Genomic DNA, 13567 nt, shown 5'->3' on the forward strand with positions numbered 1-13567 from the left:
TCAATATACTTTTTGTTTTGTTTTATATACGTAAGCCAGAATTTCTGCCAAGACTTTAAAAAATTCTTCCGGCACTGCCTGGTCAATTTCCACCTGATCATATAACGCACGGGCTAGCGGTCTGTTTTCTACCATCATGACATCATGCTCTTTAGCAATTTTCCTGATTTTTAACGCCAGGTGGTCAACACCTTTTGCAACAATATAAGGAGCGTCCATTTTTTCTTCGTCATATTTCAGGGCAATCGCATAGTGAGTCGGGTTTGTGATGATGACATCTGCTTTTGGAACTTCCTGCATCATCCGCCTCATCGCCATTTCCCGCTGTCTTTGCTTAATTTTAGACTTAATAATCGGGTCACCTTCAGATTTTTTGTACTCGTCTTTTATATCTTGTTTTGACATTTTGATATTTTTCTCATAATCAAATCTCTGATATAAATAGTCAAGACCAGCAAGAATTAATAAAGCACCTGCACCGCTCAGTCCCATCCACAAAGTGAGTTTTGAAACGAAAGAAAGTACCTCTTCAGGTGTCAGGAGAGGAAGCCGGAGAATTTCTCCATAATGCAGCCAAAGCACAGCGAATGCCGCAAAACCGACAACTGCGATTTTCAAAATTGATTTAATCAACTCTACAATCGCCCTCATACTGTATATTCGTTTAAAGCCTTTGATCGGATCGAGTTTTTCAAGCTTAGGCTGTATCACTTCAGCAGAAAACAAGAATCCAACCTGCATATAGTTGCTTACGACCCCTGCAACAAGAGCTACAAGCAAGATTGGTGCAAGTATCATGCCCGTATCCTTTAATAAGCTGACAAACAAAGTATGCACATTTGATTCTGAGAGCTTCATTGTGAGCGATTCGGTATAAAATGTTTCTATAAATGACAGCAGCCTGTCTCTCATATACGGGCCAATTGCTATAAGCGAAAGGAATATAACAAGTAAAGAAATGGCGGTATTGACATCCGAACTTTTGGCTACCTGTCCTTTTTTTCGCGTATCCTTCCGTTTTTTCGGAGTGGCTTTTTCAGTCTTCTCCCCGGCAAAAAACTGCAGGTCAATTCTAAGCTTCATTAAGAAACACCGACCAATGCTAAAAGATTCCGCATCGTTTCAATCGTTAAACTGAAAACATTCCGCACAACGACGAAGATAACGGACATACATACAATGAGCATGATGAAACTGACAGCGATCTTTAAAGGCAGACCGACCACAAATACATTTAATTGCGGAACAGTTCGAGCCACGATACCTAATGCTAAATCAACTAGAAACAAACTGGCCACAACAGGCGCTGACATTTGAAAAGCGATAATAAACATCGCATTAAAGCTTTTCGCGATAAAATAAGCAAACTTTTCATCGCCGAAATTCGGAAATGCCTGATCCACTGAAATATACTGAAAGCTGTAGTAAATACCGTCCAGCAGCAAATGGTGGGCATTGACACTCAGCATAAACAAAAGTGCCATCGTATAAATAAACTGGCCAATCAACGGACTTTGCGCTCCGGTTTGCGGATCAATAACGTTTGCTATTGAAAATCCCATTTGAAAATCAATAAACGAGCCGGCAATCTGTACTGCGGCAATCATCATATAAGCGATTAAGCCGAGACATAGGCCAACCAAGGCTTCCTTAAAAGCCAAGAGCATATATTGCTCATCTATCTCCAAAGAGGGCGGTTTATCAATGGTGCTGAAACAAATAACCGCCAGAAAAAAAGCAAATCCTATGCGGTGAACAGCTGGGACATTTCGATGTCCGAATAGCGGAATCGTTACAAAAAAAGCAGAGATTCTAATAAAAACCAATAAAAAAGCAGGAAATAAGTCAATAATTGAATTCATCTCTGCATTACCCTGCAAAACGATTTAGATTAGAAAACAGCTCTGTTGTAAATGAAAGAATCGTCGACAGCATCCACGGACCAAAAAAAATGAGGGCCAGAAGAACCGCCACGATTTTCGGAATAAACGCCAAAGTCTGTTCCTGGATTTGAGTTGTCGCCTGAAATATGCTGACAATTAAACCGACCAGTAAAGCAATGGCCAATAACGGCCCGCTGATCATCAGTGTTACGTATACGGCTTTTTCCGCCATAGAAATTACAAATTCTGAACTCACGTTTAGCACCTACCCTAAAAGCTCTGAAGCAAAGATTTCACAATTAAATACCAGCCGTCCACCAAAACAAAAAGTAATATTTTAAAGGGCAGAGAAATCATAACTGGAGGGAGCATCATCATTCCCATTGACATCAAGACGCTCGCCACTACCATATCTATAATTAAAAACGGGATAAAAATCATAAACCCTATTTGAAATGCAGTTTTAAGCTCTGATATAGCAAAAGCCGGAACCATTGTTGTTAGCGGAATATCCTTTAATGATTCAGGTTTATCCATTTTTGCGTAATTCATGAACAGCGCCAAATCCTTCTGCCTTGTGTGTTTACTCATAAACTCTTTAATCGGTTCCTCAGCTTTCGTATACGCTTCATCCAAGCTGATTTTGTTGTCCATCAATGGGGTCAGCGCTTCTTTATTAATTTCTGAAAAAGTAGGAGCCATAATAAAAAATGTTAAAAACAGCGCAAGCCCGATAAGAACCTGGTTTGGGGGCATAGATTGCGTCGCAAGTGAAGTTCTGACAAATGACAGAACAATGACGATGCGAGTAAAGCAAGTCATAAGAATCAATATTCCAGGCGCCACTGAAAATACAGTTAACAATAATAGTAATTTAACAGTTGAACTTACGTTTTCCGGATCGCTTGAACTGAAAATATTTATAAACTCATTCATGATGACGTGGGCCTTTCTTCTTTCCTTCAGAACGGTTTTGTTTTAACTCTTCAAGTTGCTCTTTTAATGCTTTTGAAAATGAAGGCAGTTTTTGCTGCGGCTGATGCTCAGAACTCTTAAGCGGCTTCACAAACTTTTGCCACTCTATTTTGCTTGACATTGCCTCTTCATGCTGACTGAGAATGACTTCAATCTCTTTTTCATCCTCAATTTCTTTCAGCAGCTGGATCGTCTCTCCTACACCGACGACGAGCACGCTTTTTCCGACCTTGATCAATTGTATGGATCTGTTCTGGCCGACCGATGTGCCGCCAATATTTTCAACATATTGAAAAGGCTTGAGGAGCCGATTTCTTTTGTTCATGAGCTTAACCAGCCCGTAAATCAGCACGATAACAAACAGTAAAGCGAAAATCATCTTTACAAAATCAAAAGCTGAGACAGAAGGAGCAGCCGCTCCCTCCGTCTCATCAGCAGTTTTTGTTGTTTTTTCTTCCTTTTGCCCTGACTTATCTGCAGTTTTCTCATCTTTCTTTTGAAACCACTCGTTTACAGTTGAATTCTCAGAGTCTGCCGCCGCAGCAGCAATTGGATGTACACTGAATAAAACGAAAAAACAAATAAAAGCGATGAAATATTGACTCTTTTTCAACAATCGTACACCCTTTAACTTAATGTTTTGTTGATTGCTTCAAGCACACGGTCAGCTTGGAAAGGTTTCACAATGAAATCCTTAGCGCCGGCCTGAATGGCATCAATAACCATTGATTGCTGTCCCATAGCAGAACACATAATGATTCTTGCCTGAGCATCAATTTGTTTAATTTCTTTTAATGCTGTAATCCCATCCATTTCAGGCATCGTGATATCCATCGTAACAAGGTCAGGAGAATGCTCTTTATATTTCTCTACTGCTTGTGCTCCATTTTCAGCTTCCGCTACTACTTCAAAACCGTTTTTAACCAAAATATCTTTAATCATCATTCGCATAAATGCTGCGTCATCTACAATTAAAATTCTATGTGCCATAATTTATCTCTCTCCTTGTGTTTCGTTATTTTAAATTATTAATGCGCTCTGCCTGGCTTAAAATGTCAGTGACTCTTACGCCGAAGTTTTCTTCAATGACAACAACTTCGCCTTTGGCAACGATACGCTGATTAACTAAAATATCTACCGGCTCACCAGCTAATTTATCAAGCTCAATAATACTACCTGCAGAAAGCTCTAAAATTTCTTTTACACTTCTCTTTGTTCTGCCGAGCTCAACAGTAATTGAAAGCGGGATATCTAAAAGCATATCCAGATTATTGATAGGGGCTTGTGTCGCCTCATTTGGATCAAACGCAGAAAATTCCACCGGTGAAATCTGAACTGGCGTTGCTTTTTTTGCTGTTCCCTGCCTTTTTGGCGGCTGCGGCTGCTGTTGCTTCGGTTCAATACGAGGCTCTGGCGTCACAGGCTCTTTCGGCTGCTCGTATGTAGCATCAGGCTGCGCCGTTGTTGCTTCCTCTGCATTTCCTGAATTCATAAGGCTTGAAATTAAATCTTTCGCAAATGTTAATGGGTAAAGCTGCATAATACTGGAGTCTATTAATTCTCCCACCTTTAAGTTGAAAGAAACTTTCACCAGCATTTCATCATCAGGAATACGGTCTGTGCCCTTTTCTTCAGTTACATCGAGCAATTCAACCCGAGGCGGTGAAATATCAATTTTTTTACTGAATACAGTAGACATTGATGTGGCTGCCGATCCCATCATTTGGTTCATTGCTTCTTGAACCGCACTTAAATGGATTTCCCCCAGTGAAGGATCCGCACCTTTTCCGTCTCCCCCGATCATTAAATCAGCAATGATCGCCGCGTCACTTTGTTCCACGACTAACAGGTTGCTGCCGCTGAAGCCCTCCGTATAATTTACTTCAATCGCTACATACGGTTCAGGAAACGCATCGCTGATTTTACTTTTTGGGATAACCGTTACGCTCGGAGTCGTAATATCGACCTTTTGATTTAAAAGTGTTGACAATGCTGTCGCAGAACTGCCGAATGAAATATTACCGATTTCACCGATCGCATCACGCTCCATTTCCGATAAGTCATCTACTTCCGGAACCTCTGGCTCATCAAGCGTGCTGCCAGTACCGTTAAGAAGCGCGTCAATCTCATCTTGAGATAATCTATTATTCTCCATCTTGTTCACCTCTTATGTCGTGATCTAAAATTTGCACTGCCTGTTTTCGATTCACCCGGCCGGCTTGTCCTAAAAATTTCGGCTTATCTCCGACCAATACAGTAAGAGGATCCGTGACTGATTTGTCCAAAGTTATGCAGTCTCCGACTTCTAAACTTAAAAACTCTTCTATTGTCAGTTCAGATGTGCCGAGCTCGGCCACGACAGGTATTTGTGCTGTCATGATACGTTTTTCAAGCGACTTTGTTTCCTCAGGCTTTGGCTCATTTCGGTCTGATTGCATCCAATAGTGGACTGAAAGCTTCGGTATGAGCGGCTCGAGGACGATATGCGGGATACAGAGATTAATGACACCGCTGATTTCACCGATTTGAGTATTAAGTGAGATCACCACGACTGTTTCATTAGGAGACACCATCTGAACGAATTGCGGATTCACTTCAAACTCAGTCATTTCCGGTTCAATATCAGCAATTGACTGCCAAGCTTCTTTATAATTACCCAGTGCATTTTCAAATAAATTAGAAATGATTTTTGTTTCAATTTCTGTCAAGCTGTCAACCTTGTTATGACTGATTCCAATCCCACCCATGACTCGGTCCATCATTGTATAAGCTATCGTGGGGTTAACCTCCATCATAATTCTGCCTTCCATCGGATGGACATCAAATAGATTCAGAATCGTCATGTTCGGGATCGATCTGATAAATTCCTCATACGGGACCTGGTCAACAGAACTGACAGATATATGAATATAGGTTCTGAGCTGAGCCGAAAAATGAGTGGTAAGAAGTCTTGCAAAATTGTCATGAATTCTCGTTAAACTGCGGATCTGATCCTTAGAAAACCGTAGCGCACGTTTGAAATCATAAACCTTGACTTTCTTCTCTTTTTCTTCTTTTTTCAGCTCTTCAGCGTCCATTTCACCAGTTGATATTGCAGAAAGCAGTGCATCTATTTCATTTTGGGAGAGAACTTCTCCTGACATTTTCCTCACCTCCGTATTCTGTCAAATTATGTTTTATTGCAGATTAAAGGAGGTAATATACACTTTTTCTACTTTTCCTTCTTGGAGGTAGCTATTTATTTTATCTTTTAGTTCCTTCTTAAAGGTTTCTTTTCCCTTGTCTCCCTCAATCTGATCAGCATTCGTATCAGCCAGCAGTGATATAACAGCGTCTTTCACTTGAAAATCACGTTTCTCAAGTTCTTCTTTTGATTTATCAGAATCAGTTTCAAGTTTAATAGCAAGACGGATAATGTTATCAGACTTTAAATTTGTTGTGATTTCTTCTACATCAACAGAAGATGAAACAATTTCATCAATACTTTTTTTCGCTTCACTTTTTTCGGACTTTCCGCCTAACACAAAATAAGCCGTTGCCCCGAGAGCACCAATTACGATAAGAATAATTAGTAAGATGATCATTAACTTTTTCTTCATTCCGGTTCCTCTATTCCTTGATCCATTGAAAATATTTGTATGTTTCGGTAGAAAGATGCGATCTTTTCCAGAACAGCTTCTTCATCTTCTTTTACTACAAACTTCTTACCGTTTGACAGAGTGATTGTAGTATCCGGAAAGCATTCAATCTGTTCAATAAATAGCGCATTCAGTGTAAAGGGCTGCCCGTTCAAACGGGTTACTTTTATCATAAAACAGCGGAGAAGCGATTACTCGCCTCCCCTCCCTCCTTAACGTTTAAGGTTAACCAGTTCTTGAAGGATTTCATCAGATGTTGTAATAATTTTTGAGTTTGATTGGAATCCGCGCTGGGCTACGATCATTTCAGTAAATTCGTCAGTTAAATCAACGTTAGACATTTCGAGAAATCCTGATTTAAGAGAACCTGTTCCGCCATCACCGGGCTGGTTCGCTGCACTGGCCGTACCCGAGTTTAAAGATTCACGGTATAAGTTGCTCCCGATTTTATCTAAGCCGTCACTGTTGGCAAAAGTCACAATCCCGATTTGTCCGCCGTCTTGTGGTTGACCGCCGGCATCAACAATTGACACCTTTCCATCAGGACCAATGCTAAAGCTTTGAGCATCAGTAGGAATTTTAATTGTTCCTCCATTCATATTTAACACATGGTAGCCATCACCTGTAACCAATGTTCCGGTATTATCTAAATAGAAGTTCCCTGCTCTTGTATAAGCTGTTCCATCACCTGTATCAATCCGGAAGTAACCATCACCGTCAATTGCTAAATCAAGTGCTCTTCCTGTACTTTGTGTGGCGCTTGTTGAATGAATTGTATCAATTGTGCCAGATGATGAACCTAAACCGATTTGCTTAGAGTTCGTACCGCCGATATTTGCACCGGCCGCAGAACCGCCGGCAATTGTTTGGCTTACCATATCTTTAAAAGTCACACGGCTCTTTTTGAATCCTACTGTATTCACGTTTGCAATGTTGTTACCGATTACGTCAAGCTTTGTTTGAAAGTTTTTCATACCGCTGATTCCAGAATAAAGTGAACGTAACATAATGTATTCCCCCAGATTTTTTTATTTAGATGATTGTCCCACAGACATGACATTCGCAGGACTGATCTCGGTCCCATCATCAAGAACGAGATAATAATTTCCTTTAGAATGTTTAACAGAGCTTACTGTGCCTGTTTTATCTGTTGCACTTTTACCATCAGTCCAAGATACTTCTTTTCCCATCCAATCAACATACGTTGTAAACGGATCTTGGTTTTCAACGAATTTAGTCATCGTTGTATTCAGATTCATTATCTGTTCCAAGCTTGAAAAAGTCGCCATCTGGCTGATAAATTCTTTATCGTCAACCGGGTTGAGCGGATCTTGGTTTTGAACTTGAGTCATTAAAATTTTTAAAAACTCGTCTTTCCCCAAGCTGCTGTTGTTCGTCGACACGGTATTCGTTTTTTCAGGCAATTTATATTCTGAACTTATAGAAGTCATTCTTCCTCCTCCATTTCAACCATCGACACTTCATCGAGCAGATCGCCAAAATCATTTGATTGCTTTTTCTGTCTTTGCTGTCTCTGCCCCTCTTGCTGCTGTTTCTGTTCATCAGCAAGCTGGCCGTATATCGGCTGATCCCCGCTTTGGACCGGAAGAGTAAAACGGTCTATTTGGACGGCCATATTCGGCAATGATTGCTTCAGCTGCGGAAGATGCTGTTCAAGCAATTCTTTTGCTGATTGGCTAGATGCAATGATTTTACTCTGAAACATTCCATTTTCATTTGTCAGCTTGATTGTGACAAATCCTAAATGTTCAGGGTTCAACCGAATGGTGAAGCTTCCCGTTGATCTGCCGAAAGGCGTATATTTCATCTGCTTCCACGCATTGATCACTTGATCAGCCACCGTTTTTGTTTCAGCATTTGGTATATCAGCTGACATCTTCTGCAGATCAAGTGTTTGAACTCCTCCTATGCCCCGATACCCTGAAAACAGCATTTGGAGTCCTGATTTACTATCTACAGGCTGAATACTTCCAGAAACATCCGATGCACTTTTGCTGGATGAACTCTGCGAAAGCGGTGTGAAAACGCTCTTCCCAAAGTCTTGTGATGATTCGGATGATTTCGATAACAAGAAAGCTTTCAGCTGGCTTTCAGCTAAACTCCATTCTTTGGTCCCTTTTTGAGGGAGCATAGACATTTGATCCATTAAGCTTTGAAAACTTTTCAGCTCTGACGCTGTCATCGAATAAAGTTTTGAACTCGACTCATCTTTGGTGAACATTTGCTGTTTAAGATCCTGAATTAGCTGTTGAGATACACCTTTTTTTTCTAATGCAGAAAGAAATTGATCCCCATTTTGGTAAATGGCATGAGCTTCATTGCCGTTCCCTCGATCAGTCAGCTTATTCCCTTCTACAAGCTGGCTAATGAACATCTGGATATAGATCAATTCTTTAGCAGCCTCGGATACTTCATTTTCCTGATTTGATTGCTCTGTATCGGACTTCAGTTGTCCATTAATGTCAAGAGCAGAACCATTGGCACTCAGAGCCGTTTTAGCTTCTGAAAAGATTTTCTCTGTTTCTGTGAGCAATTGATCCATCCCGCCTGACAATCTTGATTCAACTGCTTGCAAAAGATTTTGCAACATTTGCAGAGCATTCGCATCCAATTGCTTCCCTGTCAGTTTGCTTAATGTTTGCAGAAGACCCGCATTTTGTTTGTCTTGATCTTCAGGACTTGCTTTTAGCCATTCACCGATCTTTTTAAGCGCATCTTCTAAAAGCTGGCCTCCGGAATTCGGAGAACCCTTTTCTTGTTCTGAGAGTTCCTTTAAACCTGCCTCAGATATAAGCCAGTTTTGAAAAACACCCGGGCTACTTTTCATGCTTTTAGCGGCAGAACCCGTTGTCGTTTGTAGCAAAGGTCCCGATAATTCAAGCAGCTTCACCTTTAATTCCCCCTATTCTTGGCTGGCAGCAATTTTTTCTGTATAGGTTGCTGCTTGCTCAGGAGTCATTTTTGCCAATATGTCAGCAAGCTGCTTTTTGCTTAGGCCATTCAATATTTTCAGTGCTTCTTGCTCCTTTAATTGGGCAATAATTTTCGCAGCCTTTCCGCTGTCCATGCTTTTGTACACACTGATCACTTTGTCATTTTTAGAAGAAGCTTTCGAGTCTGATGTTCCCTCAGTATGATCTTCAGATGACTTTTTTTGGTCCTCCGCCGTCTTTTCAAGTGAACGGATCTTTTGATTGAGCCTATCGATTTCCGATTTGCTTGTTTCTAAATCTTTATTCAATATACTGATTTCACTTTTTTGATCTTTAATGGTCTTTTCCAGAGCTCCCGTATTACTGCTATCCTTACTTGATGCTGTGTCTTTTTTATTTTCGGTTTCAGGAACCAATTCCTTAAGAACCGGCGTTTTTGCCGCAGCATCCTGGATCGGCTTTAACACATTGACACCAGCAGCCCAAAGAACAATCCCCCCTGCGATTAGAAGAAACATCAGCGGGAGGATAATGATAAGCAAAACCGAACGGAACTTACCTGATTCTTTCTTTTTGCCGGACATTACATTCGCTCCTAATGGCCTTGAATCATAAACTGCTTAATCGAAATATCGTCCATTTCTTTCATTTCTGCAGCTTTGTCTTCAAGAGCAAACATTTTAAACTGTTTTTCACGCATTTTTTCAAACTTTTTCACTTCAATATTTTTCTCTGTCAAAATTTCTTGTTTTTGATTCATTTGATTTCTTTTCATAATGACAAGCTTTTGATAGTGATAAATCGTATTATCAAGATTTGAGACAAATTGTTGGTAGTGCCTCATTTCCTGTACACTCATGCCGCTTTTTAATTTCTTTTCTTTATTTTGTTCTAGTAATTCTTTTTTGCTCATACTCTCATATAATTTTTCAGCAACGTTTTCAAATTCAGAAACTGATTGCTGATAATCGGATAAGGATTGGTCTTTCTCATTTTCTTTTAGTTCCAGCAGCTTTTGGAATCTAAATTGATAAGCCACGTTTTATTCCTCATTTCCTGTCAAACTAGTTAATGCAGCAATGCTTTCTTCCAATGATGCCGGTTCATCTGTTCCCTGCTTTAAAAATTGAATAAGCTGCGGATAAAATTGTATCGCTTCATCAATTTCTCTTGAGGAGCCTCTTTTGTAAGCTCCGATATTAATGAGATCTTCCGAATTTTGATATGTCGATAAAAGTTCGCGGAATTTATTTGCCGCATCCAGGTGCTGTCTTGTCGATATGTTTGACATCACCCTGCTGATGCTTTTTAGGACATTAACTGCCGGAAACTGGCCTTTATTGGCAAGCGCCCTGTCCAACACAATATGTCCGTCTAAAATTCCGCGTACGGTATCGGCAATCGGCTCATTCATGTCATCGCCGTCTACCAGCACTGTATAAAACGCCGTAATGGTTCCGTGCTCGTTTGCACCTGTTCGCTCTAATAAACGAGGTAAAATAGCGAACACAGAGGGTGTATAGCCTTTTGTCGTCGGTGGTTCTCCAGCAGCTAAACCAATCTCACGCTGCGCCATCGCCACCCTTGTAACAGAATCCATCATAAACATGACATTTTGGCCTTTATCTCGAAAATACTCGGCAATTGCAGTCGCTGTATATGCCGCTTTCAATCTCATTAATGCTGGCTGGTCTGAGGTGGCAACAACTACAATCGATCGTTTCAGCCCCTCTTTCCCAAGATCTTTTTCAATAAACTCCCGGACCTCTCGTCCACGTTCTCCGACAAGTGCAATGACGTTTAAGTCAGCTTCTGTCTGCTTAGCAATCATTCCCATTAATGTGCTTTTTCCGACACCGCTTCCGGCAAATATTCCAATCCGCTGGCCTTTACCGACTGTCAGCAAGCTGTCAATGGATCTGACGCCAACACCCATTTTTTCACGGATAGGCGGCCGTTTCATCGGGTTGGGCGGTGATTGCTCCGTCGATACAGGCGAAAGTCCTTTGGGCAGAAGTTTTCCGTCAAGCGGTTCTCCAAAAGCATCGATGACTTGCCCGATCAATCCAGATCCAACTTTAATCCGAAGAGATTCCCCAGTAGCTTCTACAATGCTGCCTGGTGCAATACTCGCAGCCTCTAAATAAGGCATAAGCAAAATATTTTCTTCTTGGAAGCCGACTACCTCGGCTTTAATGACTTTCCCAGATTGTCCTTTTGCATAAATCAGGCATACGTCGCCAATTGAGCTTGCAGGGCCTTTTGATTCAATCATCAGGCCGATGACCCGCTTGACTTTTCCGTACCGTTTATACGAGTCTGTCATTTCTATACAATCTATCAGACTCTGTGTCTTCATTCAGCTGCACCCGCTTCCAGCGCTGTCAGAAGTTTATCTTTCAATTGCATCAATTGTGTGTCAACACTTGCATCTACCCTGCCAAAAGGAGTTTCAATATAACAGGTTCCTTTTTGAGCTTTTTCATCAGCATATATACCAAGACGGCATTCTTTATAAAGAAGCTGCTGGATTTCATCTTTTTGCTGAAAGATTGTCTCATAGTAATAAGGATCAACATAAATTGATATATCGTCATATTCCTTCACTTCGTTTACAACCTGTTGTACAAGCAGGAGGAATGCCTCTTTATCATCAGATTTTTGCTGCCATACTTTTTTTGCCAATGCAACGGCAAGCTCAACGATTTCTTCATTAGCGTCTTCAAGCTTGTCCTCAACAGATTTTCTGGACATTTCAGTAATTCTGTTCGCTTGGCCGATCAGTTCGGCATACTGTTGCATTGCCTCAGCTTTGCCCAATGCTACTCCTTGTTCAAAGCCCTCGGCTTTTGCTTCCTCAATTAGCTTCTGTTTTTCAGCCGCCCAATCATTTTTCTCCTGCTCAATTTGACGGCGAGTATTTTCTATATGACTGTTCGCCTGCTCAGAAATCCGGTCAGCTTCCTCTTTCACTCGGGCCATAAGAGCCTCCGGGTTCTCTTCAGCCTGTAAAAGGTGGGAATGATCAATACGCACCTCTTGTATAGAAAGTTTTCTTTTTTCCTTTTGTGGAGAAAAAGATGATTCTTGTTTAATGATATTAGACAATAATATCATCCCCTCCGCCTCTTGCTATCACAATTTCACCGGCTTCTTCAAGCTTTCTGACGATGCTTACAATTCTCGATTGAGCTTCTTCTACGTCTTTCAAGCGTACAGGGCCCATAAATTCCATTTCTTCTTTGAAGGTTTCAACCATACGCTGTGACATATTGCTGAATACAATTTCTTTGACTTCCTCGCTTGCAACCTTTAATGAAAGGAGCAAATCGTCGTTCTCAACATCGCGAATGACTCTCTGAATAGCACGGTTATCAAGTGTGACAATATCTTCGAAGACAAACATCCGCTTTTTAATCTCTTCAGCAAGATCGGGATCCTGAATTTCCAATGAATCCAATATCGTCTTCTCTGTCCCTCTGTCTACTCCGTTTAACACTTCCACAACAGCTTCAATTCCGCCTGTTTGTGTATAATCCTGAGTAAATGCAGAAGATAATTTTTGTTCCAGAATCCGTTCTACCTCATTAATAATTTCTGGTGACGTTCTATCCATGACCGCAATTCTTCTCGCAACCTCAGCCTGAACTTCAGGATTCAGCTCCGATAAAATTTGCCCGGCCTGCACAGGATCTAAATAAGACAAGATTAAAGCCATTGTCTGAGGATGCTCTTGCTGGATAAAATTCAAAATTTGTTCAGGCTCCGCTTTTCTGGCGAAATCAAATGGCTTCACCTGTAAAGAAGACGTCAGCCTGTTTAGAATGTTTTCCGCTTTATCCTCTCCAAGCGCCTTTTCTAGAACTTGTCTTGCATAGCTTAAACCGCCTTGAGAAATATAATCTTGTGCAATGGCTATATTGTGAAATTCTTCTATGATTTCATCCTTTTTTTGATGATCGACGCTTCGAACACCTGATATTTCCAGCGTAAGCCTTTCAATTTCTTCATCGGTTAAGTGCTTATAAACAGAAGCTGACACATCTAACCCCAAGGAAATCATGAGAATGGCTGCTTTTTGTTTTCCTGTAAGCTTATCTTGATCACGTCTCGCCAT

18 protein-coding genes are annotated in these 13567 nt (G+C 40.9%); all 18 read right to left on the reverse strand.

The genetic code is table 11. The features are described from left to right. Genes flhB through fliG form a run of 18 tightly spaced genes read right to left on the reverse strand, consistent with a single transcriptional unit; the run spans position 1 to position 13567 of the window. A complete protein-coding gene (gene flhB, locus NZD81_RS06875) occupies positions 1-1083 on the reverse strand; it encodes a flagellar biosynthesis protein FlhB (protein ID WP_069840321.1) in 1083 nt (360 codons plus the stop codon). After that, positions 1083-1862: a flagellar biosynthetic protein FliR gene (gene fliR, locus NZD81_RS06880; RefSeq protein ID WP_014663979.1), complete on the reverse strand. Its 780-nt coding sequence runs from the start codon at positions 1860-1862 to the stop codon at positions 1083-1085. The genes flhB and fliR overlap by 1 nt, the downstream gene beginning before the upstream one ends. A 7-nt stretch (positions 1863-1869) precedes the next feature. Then, positions 1870-2139 (reverse strand): flagellar biosynthesis protein FliQ, encoded by a 270-nt coding sequence (gene fliQ / locus NZD81_RS06885; protein ID WP_003220888.1) that lies wholly within the window; start codon positions 2137-2139, stop codon positions 1870-1872. A 14-nt stretch (positions 2140-2153) separates the two neighbouring features. After that, the gene (fliP, locus tag NZD81_RS06890) at positions 2154-2819 is read right to left on the reverse strand and encodes a flagellar type III secretion system pore protein FliP (RefSeq protein ID WP_003245692.1); all 666 of its coding nucleotides are present in this window, start codon (positions 2817-2819) and stop codon (positions 2154-2156) included. After that, a complete protein-coding gene (gene fliZ / locus NZD81_RS06895; RefSeq protein ID WP_151257046.1) occupies positions 2812-3471 on the reverse strand; it encodes a flagella biosynthesis regulatory protein FliZ in 660 nt (219 codons plus the stop codon). Before fliZ ends, fliP begins: the two co-directional genes overlap by 8 nt. Before the next feature lie 14 nt (positions 3472-3485). Further along, the gene (gene cheY / locus NZD81_RS06900) at positions 3486-3848 is read right to left on the reverse strand and encodes a chemotaxis protein CheY (protein WP_014476812.1); all 363 of its coding nucleotides are present in this window, start codon (positions 3846-3848) and stop codon (positions 3486-3488) included. A 25-nt stretch (positions 3849-3873) separates the two neighbouring features. Next, positions 3874-5013, reverse strand: coding sequence for a flagellar motor switch phosphatase FliY (gene fliY, locus NZD81_RS06905; RefSeq protein ID WP_282372036.1), 1140 nt, complete (start codon positions 5011-5013; stop codon positions 3874-3876). Next, a complete protein-coding gene (fliM, locus tag NZD81_RS06910; RefSeq protein ID WP_003220879.1) occupies positions 5003-6001 on the reverse strand; it encodes a flagellar motor switch protein FliM in 999 nt (332 codons plus the stop codon). Before fliM ends, fliY begins: the two co-directional genes overlap by 11 nt. 33 nt (positions 6002-6034) lie before the next feature. Next, on the reverse strand, positions 6035-6457 hold the full coding sequence (gene fliL, locus NZD81_RS06915; RefSeq protein WP_014663976.1) for a flagellar basal body-associated protein FliL: 423 nt from the start codon (positions 6455-6457) through the stop codon (positions 6035-6037). Continuing rightward, the gene (gene swrD / locus NZD81_RS06920; RefSeq protein ID WP_040083172.1) at positions 6454-6669 is read right to left on the reverse strand and encodes a swarming motility protein SwrD; all 216 of its coding nucleotides are present in this window, start codon (positions 6667-6669) and stop codon (positions 6454-6456) included. The genes fliL and swrD overlap by 4 nt, the downstream gene beginning before the upstream one ends. A gap of 39 nt (positions 6670-6708) precedes the next feature. Further along, complete coding sequence (flgG, locus tag NZD81_RS06925; RefSeq protein WP_151257044.1) at positions 6709-7503, reverse strand: flagellar basal body rod protein FlgG; 795 nt, start codon at positions 7501-7503, stop codon at positions 6709-6711. 21 nt (positions 7504-7524) lie between these two features. Beyond that, positions 7525-7947, reverse strand: a complete 423-nt coding sequence (gene flgD, locus NZD81_RS06930; RefSeq protein WP_014663973.1) for a flagellar hook assembly protein FlgD — start codon at positions 7945-7947, stop codon at positions 7525-7527. Further along, positions 7944-9407, reverse strand: coding sequence for a flagellar hook-length control protein FliK (locus tag NZD81_RS06935; protein WP_282372028.1), 1464 nt, complete (start codon positions 9405-9407; stop codon positions 7944-7946). Before NZD81_RS06935 ends, flgD begins: the two co-directional genes overlap by 4 nt. 12 nt (positions 9408-9419) lie before the next feature. Beyond that, positions 9420-10034, reverse strand: coding sequence for a MotE family protein (locus tag NZD81_RS06940; RefSeq protein ID WP_136654478.1), 615 nt, complete (start codon positions 10032-10034; stop codon positions 9420-9422). Between the two features lie 11 nt (positions 10035-10045). Then, positions 10046-10489 carry a flagellar export protein FliJ gene (gene fliJ / locus NZD81_RS06945; protein WP_014663970.1) on the reverse strand — a complete coding sequence of 148 codons (444 nt, stop codon included), beginning with the start codon at positions 10487-10489 and terminating at the stop codon, positions 10046-10048. A 3-nt stretch (positions 10490-10492) separates the two neighbouring features. Then, complete coding sequence (fliI, locus tag NZD81_RS06950; RefSeq protein ID WP_040083176.1) at positions 10493-11809, reverse strand: flagellar protein export ATPase FliI; 1317 nt, start codon at positions 11807-11809, stop codon at positions 10493-10495. Then, on the reverse strand, positions 11806-12558 hold the full coding sequence (gene fliH / locus NZD81_RS06955; RefSeq protein WP_282372022.1) for a flagellar assembly protein FliH: 753 nt from the start codon (positions 12556-12558) through the stop codon (positions 11806-11808). Before fliH ends, fliI begins: the two co-directional genes overlap by 4 nt. Then, the gene (gene fliG / locus NZD81_RS06960; protein ID WP_014663967.1) at positions 12551-13567 is read right to left on the reverse strand and encodes a flagellar motor switch protein FliG; all 1017 of its coding nucleotides are present in this window, start codon (positions 13565-13567) and stop codon (positions 12551-12553) included. Before fliG ends, fliH begins: the two co-directional genes overlap by 8 nt.

It is taken from the genome of Bacillus sp. B.PNR1, from assembly GCF_030386235.1.
GTDB lineage: Bacteria > Bacillota > Bacilli > Bacillales > Bacillaceae > Bacillus > Bacillus stercoris.

Coding starts and splice junctions, on each gene's coding strand:
- flgD (WP_014663973.1), bottom strand. CDS start 7,947: ATGACTTCTATAAGTTCAGAATATAAATTGCCTGAAAAAACGAATACC.
- NZD81_RS06940 (WP_136654478.1), bottom strand. CDS start 10,034: ATGTCCGGCAAAAAGAAAGAATCAGGTAAGTTCCGTTCGGTTTTGCTT.
- flhB (WP_069840321.1), bottom strand. CDS start 1,083: ATGAAGCTTAGAATTGACCTGCAGTTTTTTGCCGGGGAGAAGACTGAA.
- fliR (WP_014663979.1), bottom strand. CDS start 1,862: ATGAATTCAATTATTGACTTATTTCCTGCTTTTTTATTGGTTTTTATT.
- fliL (WP_014663976.1), bottom strand. CDS start 6,457: ATGAAGAAAAAGTTAATGATCATCTTACTAATTATTCTTATCGTAATT.
- flgG (WP_151257044.1), bottom strand. CDS start 7,503: ATGTTACGTTCACTTTATTCTGGAATCAGCGGTATGAAAAACTTTCAA.
- swrD (WP_040083172.1), bottom strand. CDS start 6,669: ATGATAAAAGTAACCCGTTTGAACGGGCAGCCCTTTACACTGAATGCG.
- fliI (WP_040083176.1), bottom strand. CDS start 11,809: ATGAAGACACAGAGTCTGATAGATTGTATAGAAATGACAGACTCGTAT.
- fliP (WP_003245692.1), bottom strand. CDS start 2,819: ATGAATGAGTTTATAAATATTTTCAGTTCAAGCGATCCGGAAAACGTA.
- fliM (WP_003220879.1), bottom strand. CDS start 6,001: ATGTCAGGAGAAGTTCTCTCCCAAAATGAAATAGATGCACTGCTTTCT.
- cheY (WP_014476812.1), bottom strand. CDS start 3,848: ATGGCACATAGAATTTTAATTGTAGATGACGCAGCATTTATGCGAATG.
- fliG (WP_014663967.1), bottom strand. CDS start 13,567: ATGGCGAGACGTGATCAAGATAAGCTTACAGGAAAACAAAAAGCAGCC.
- fliY (WP_282372036.1), bottom strand. CDS start 5,013: ATGGAGAATAATAGATTATCTCAAGATGAGATTGACGCGCTTCTTAAC.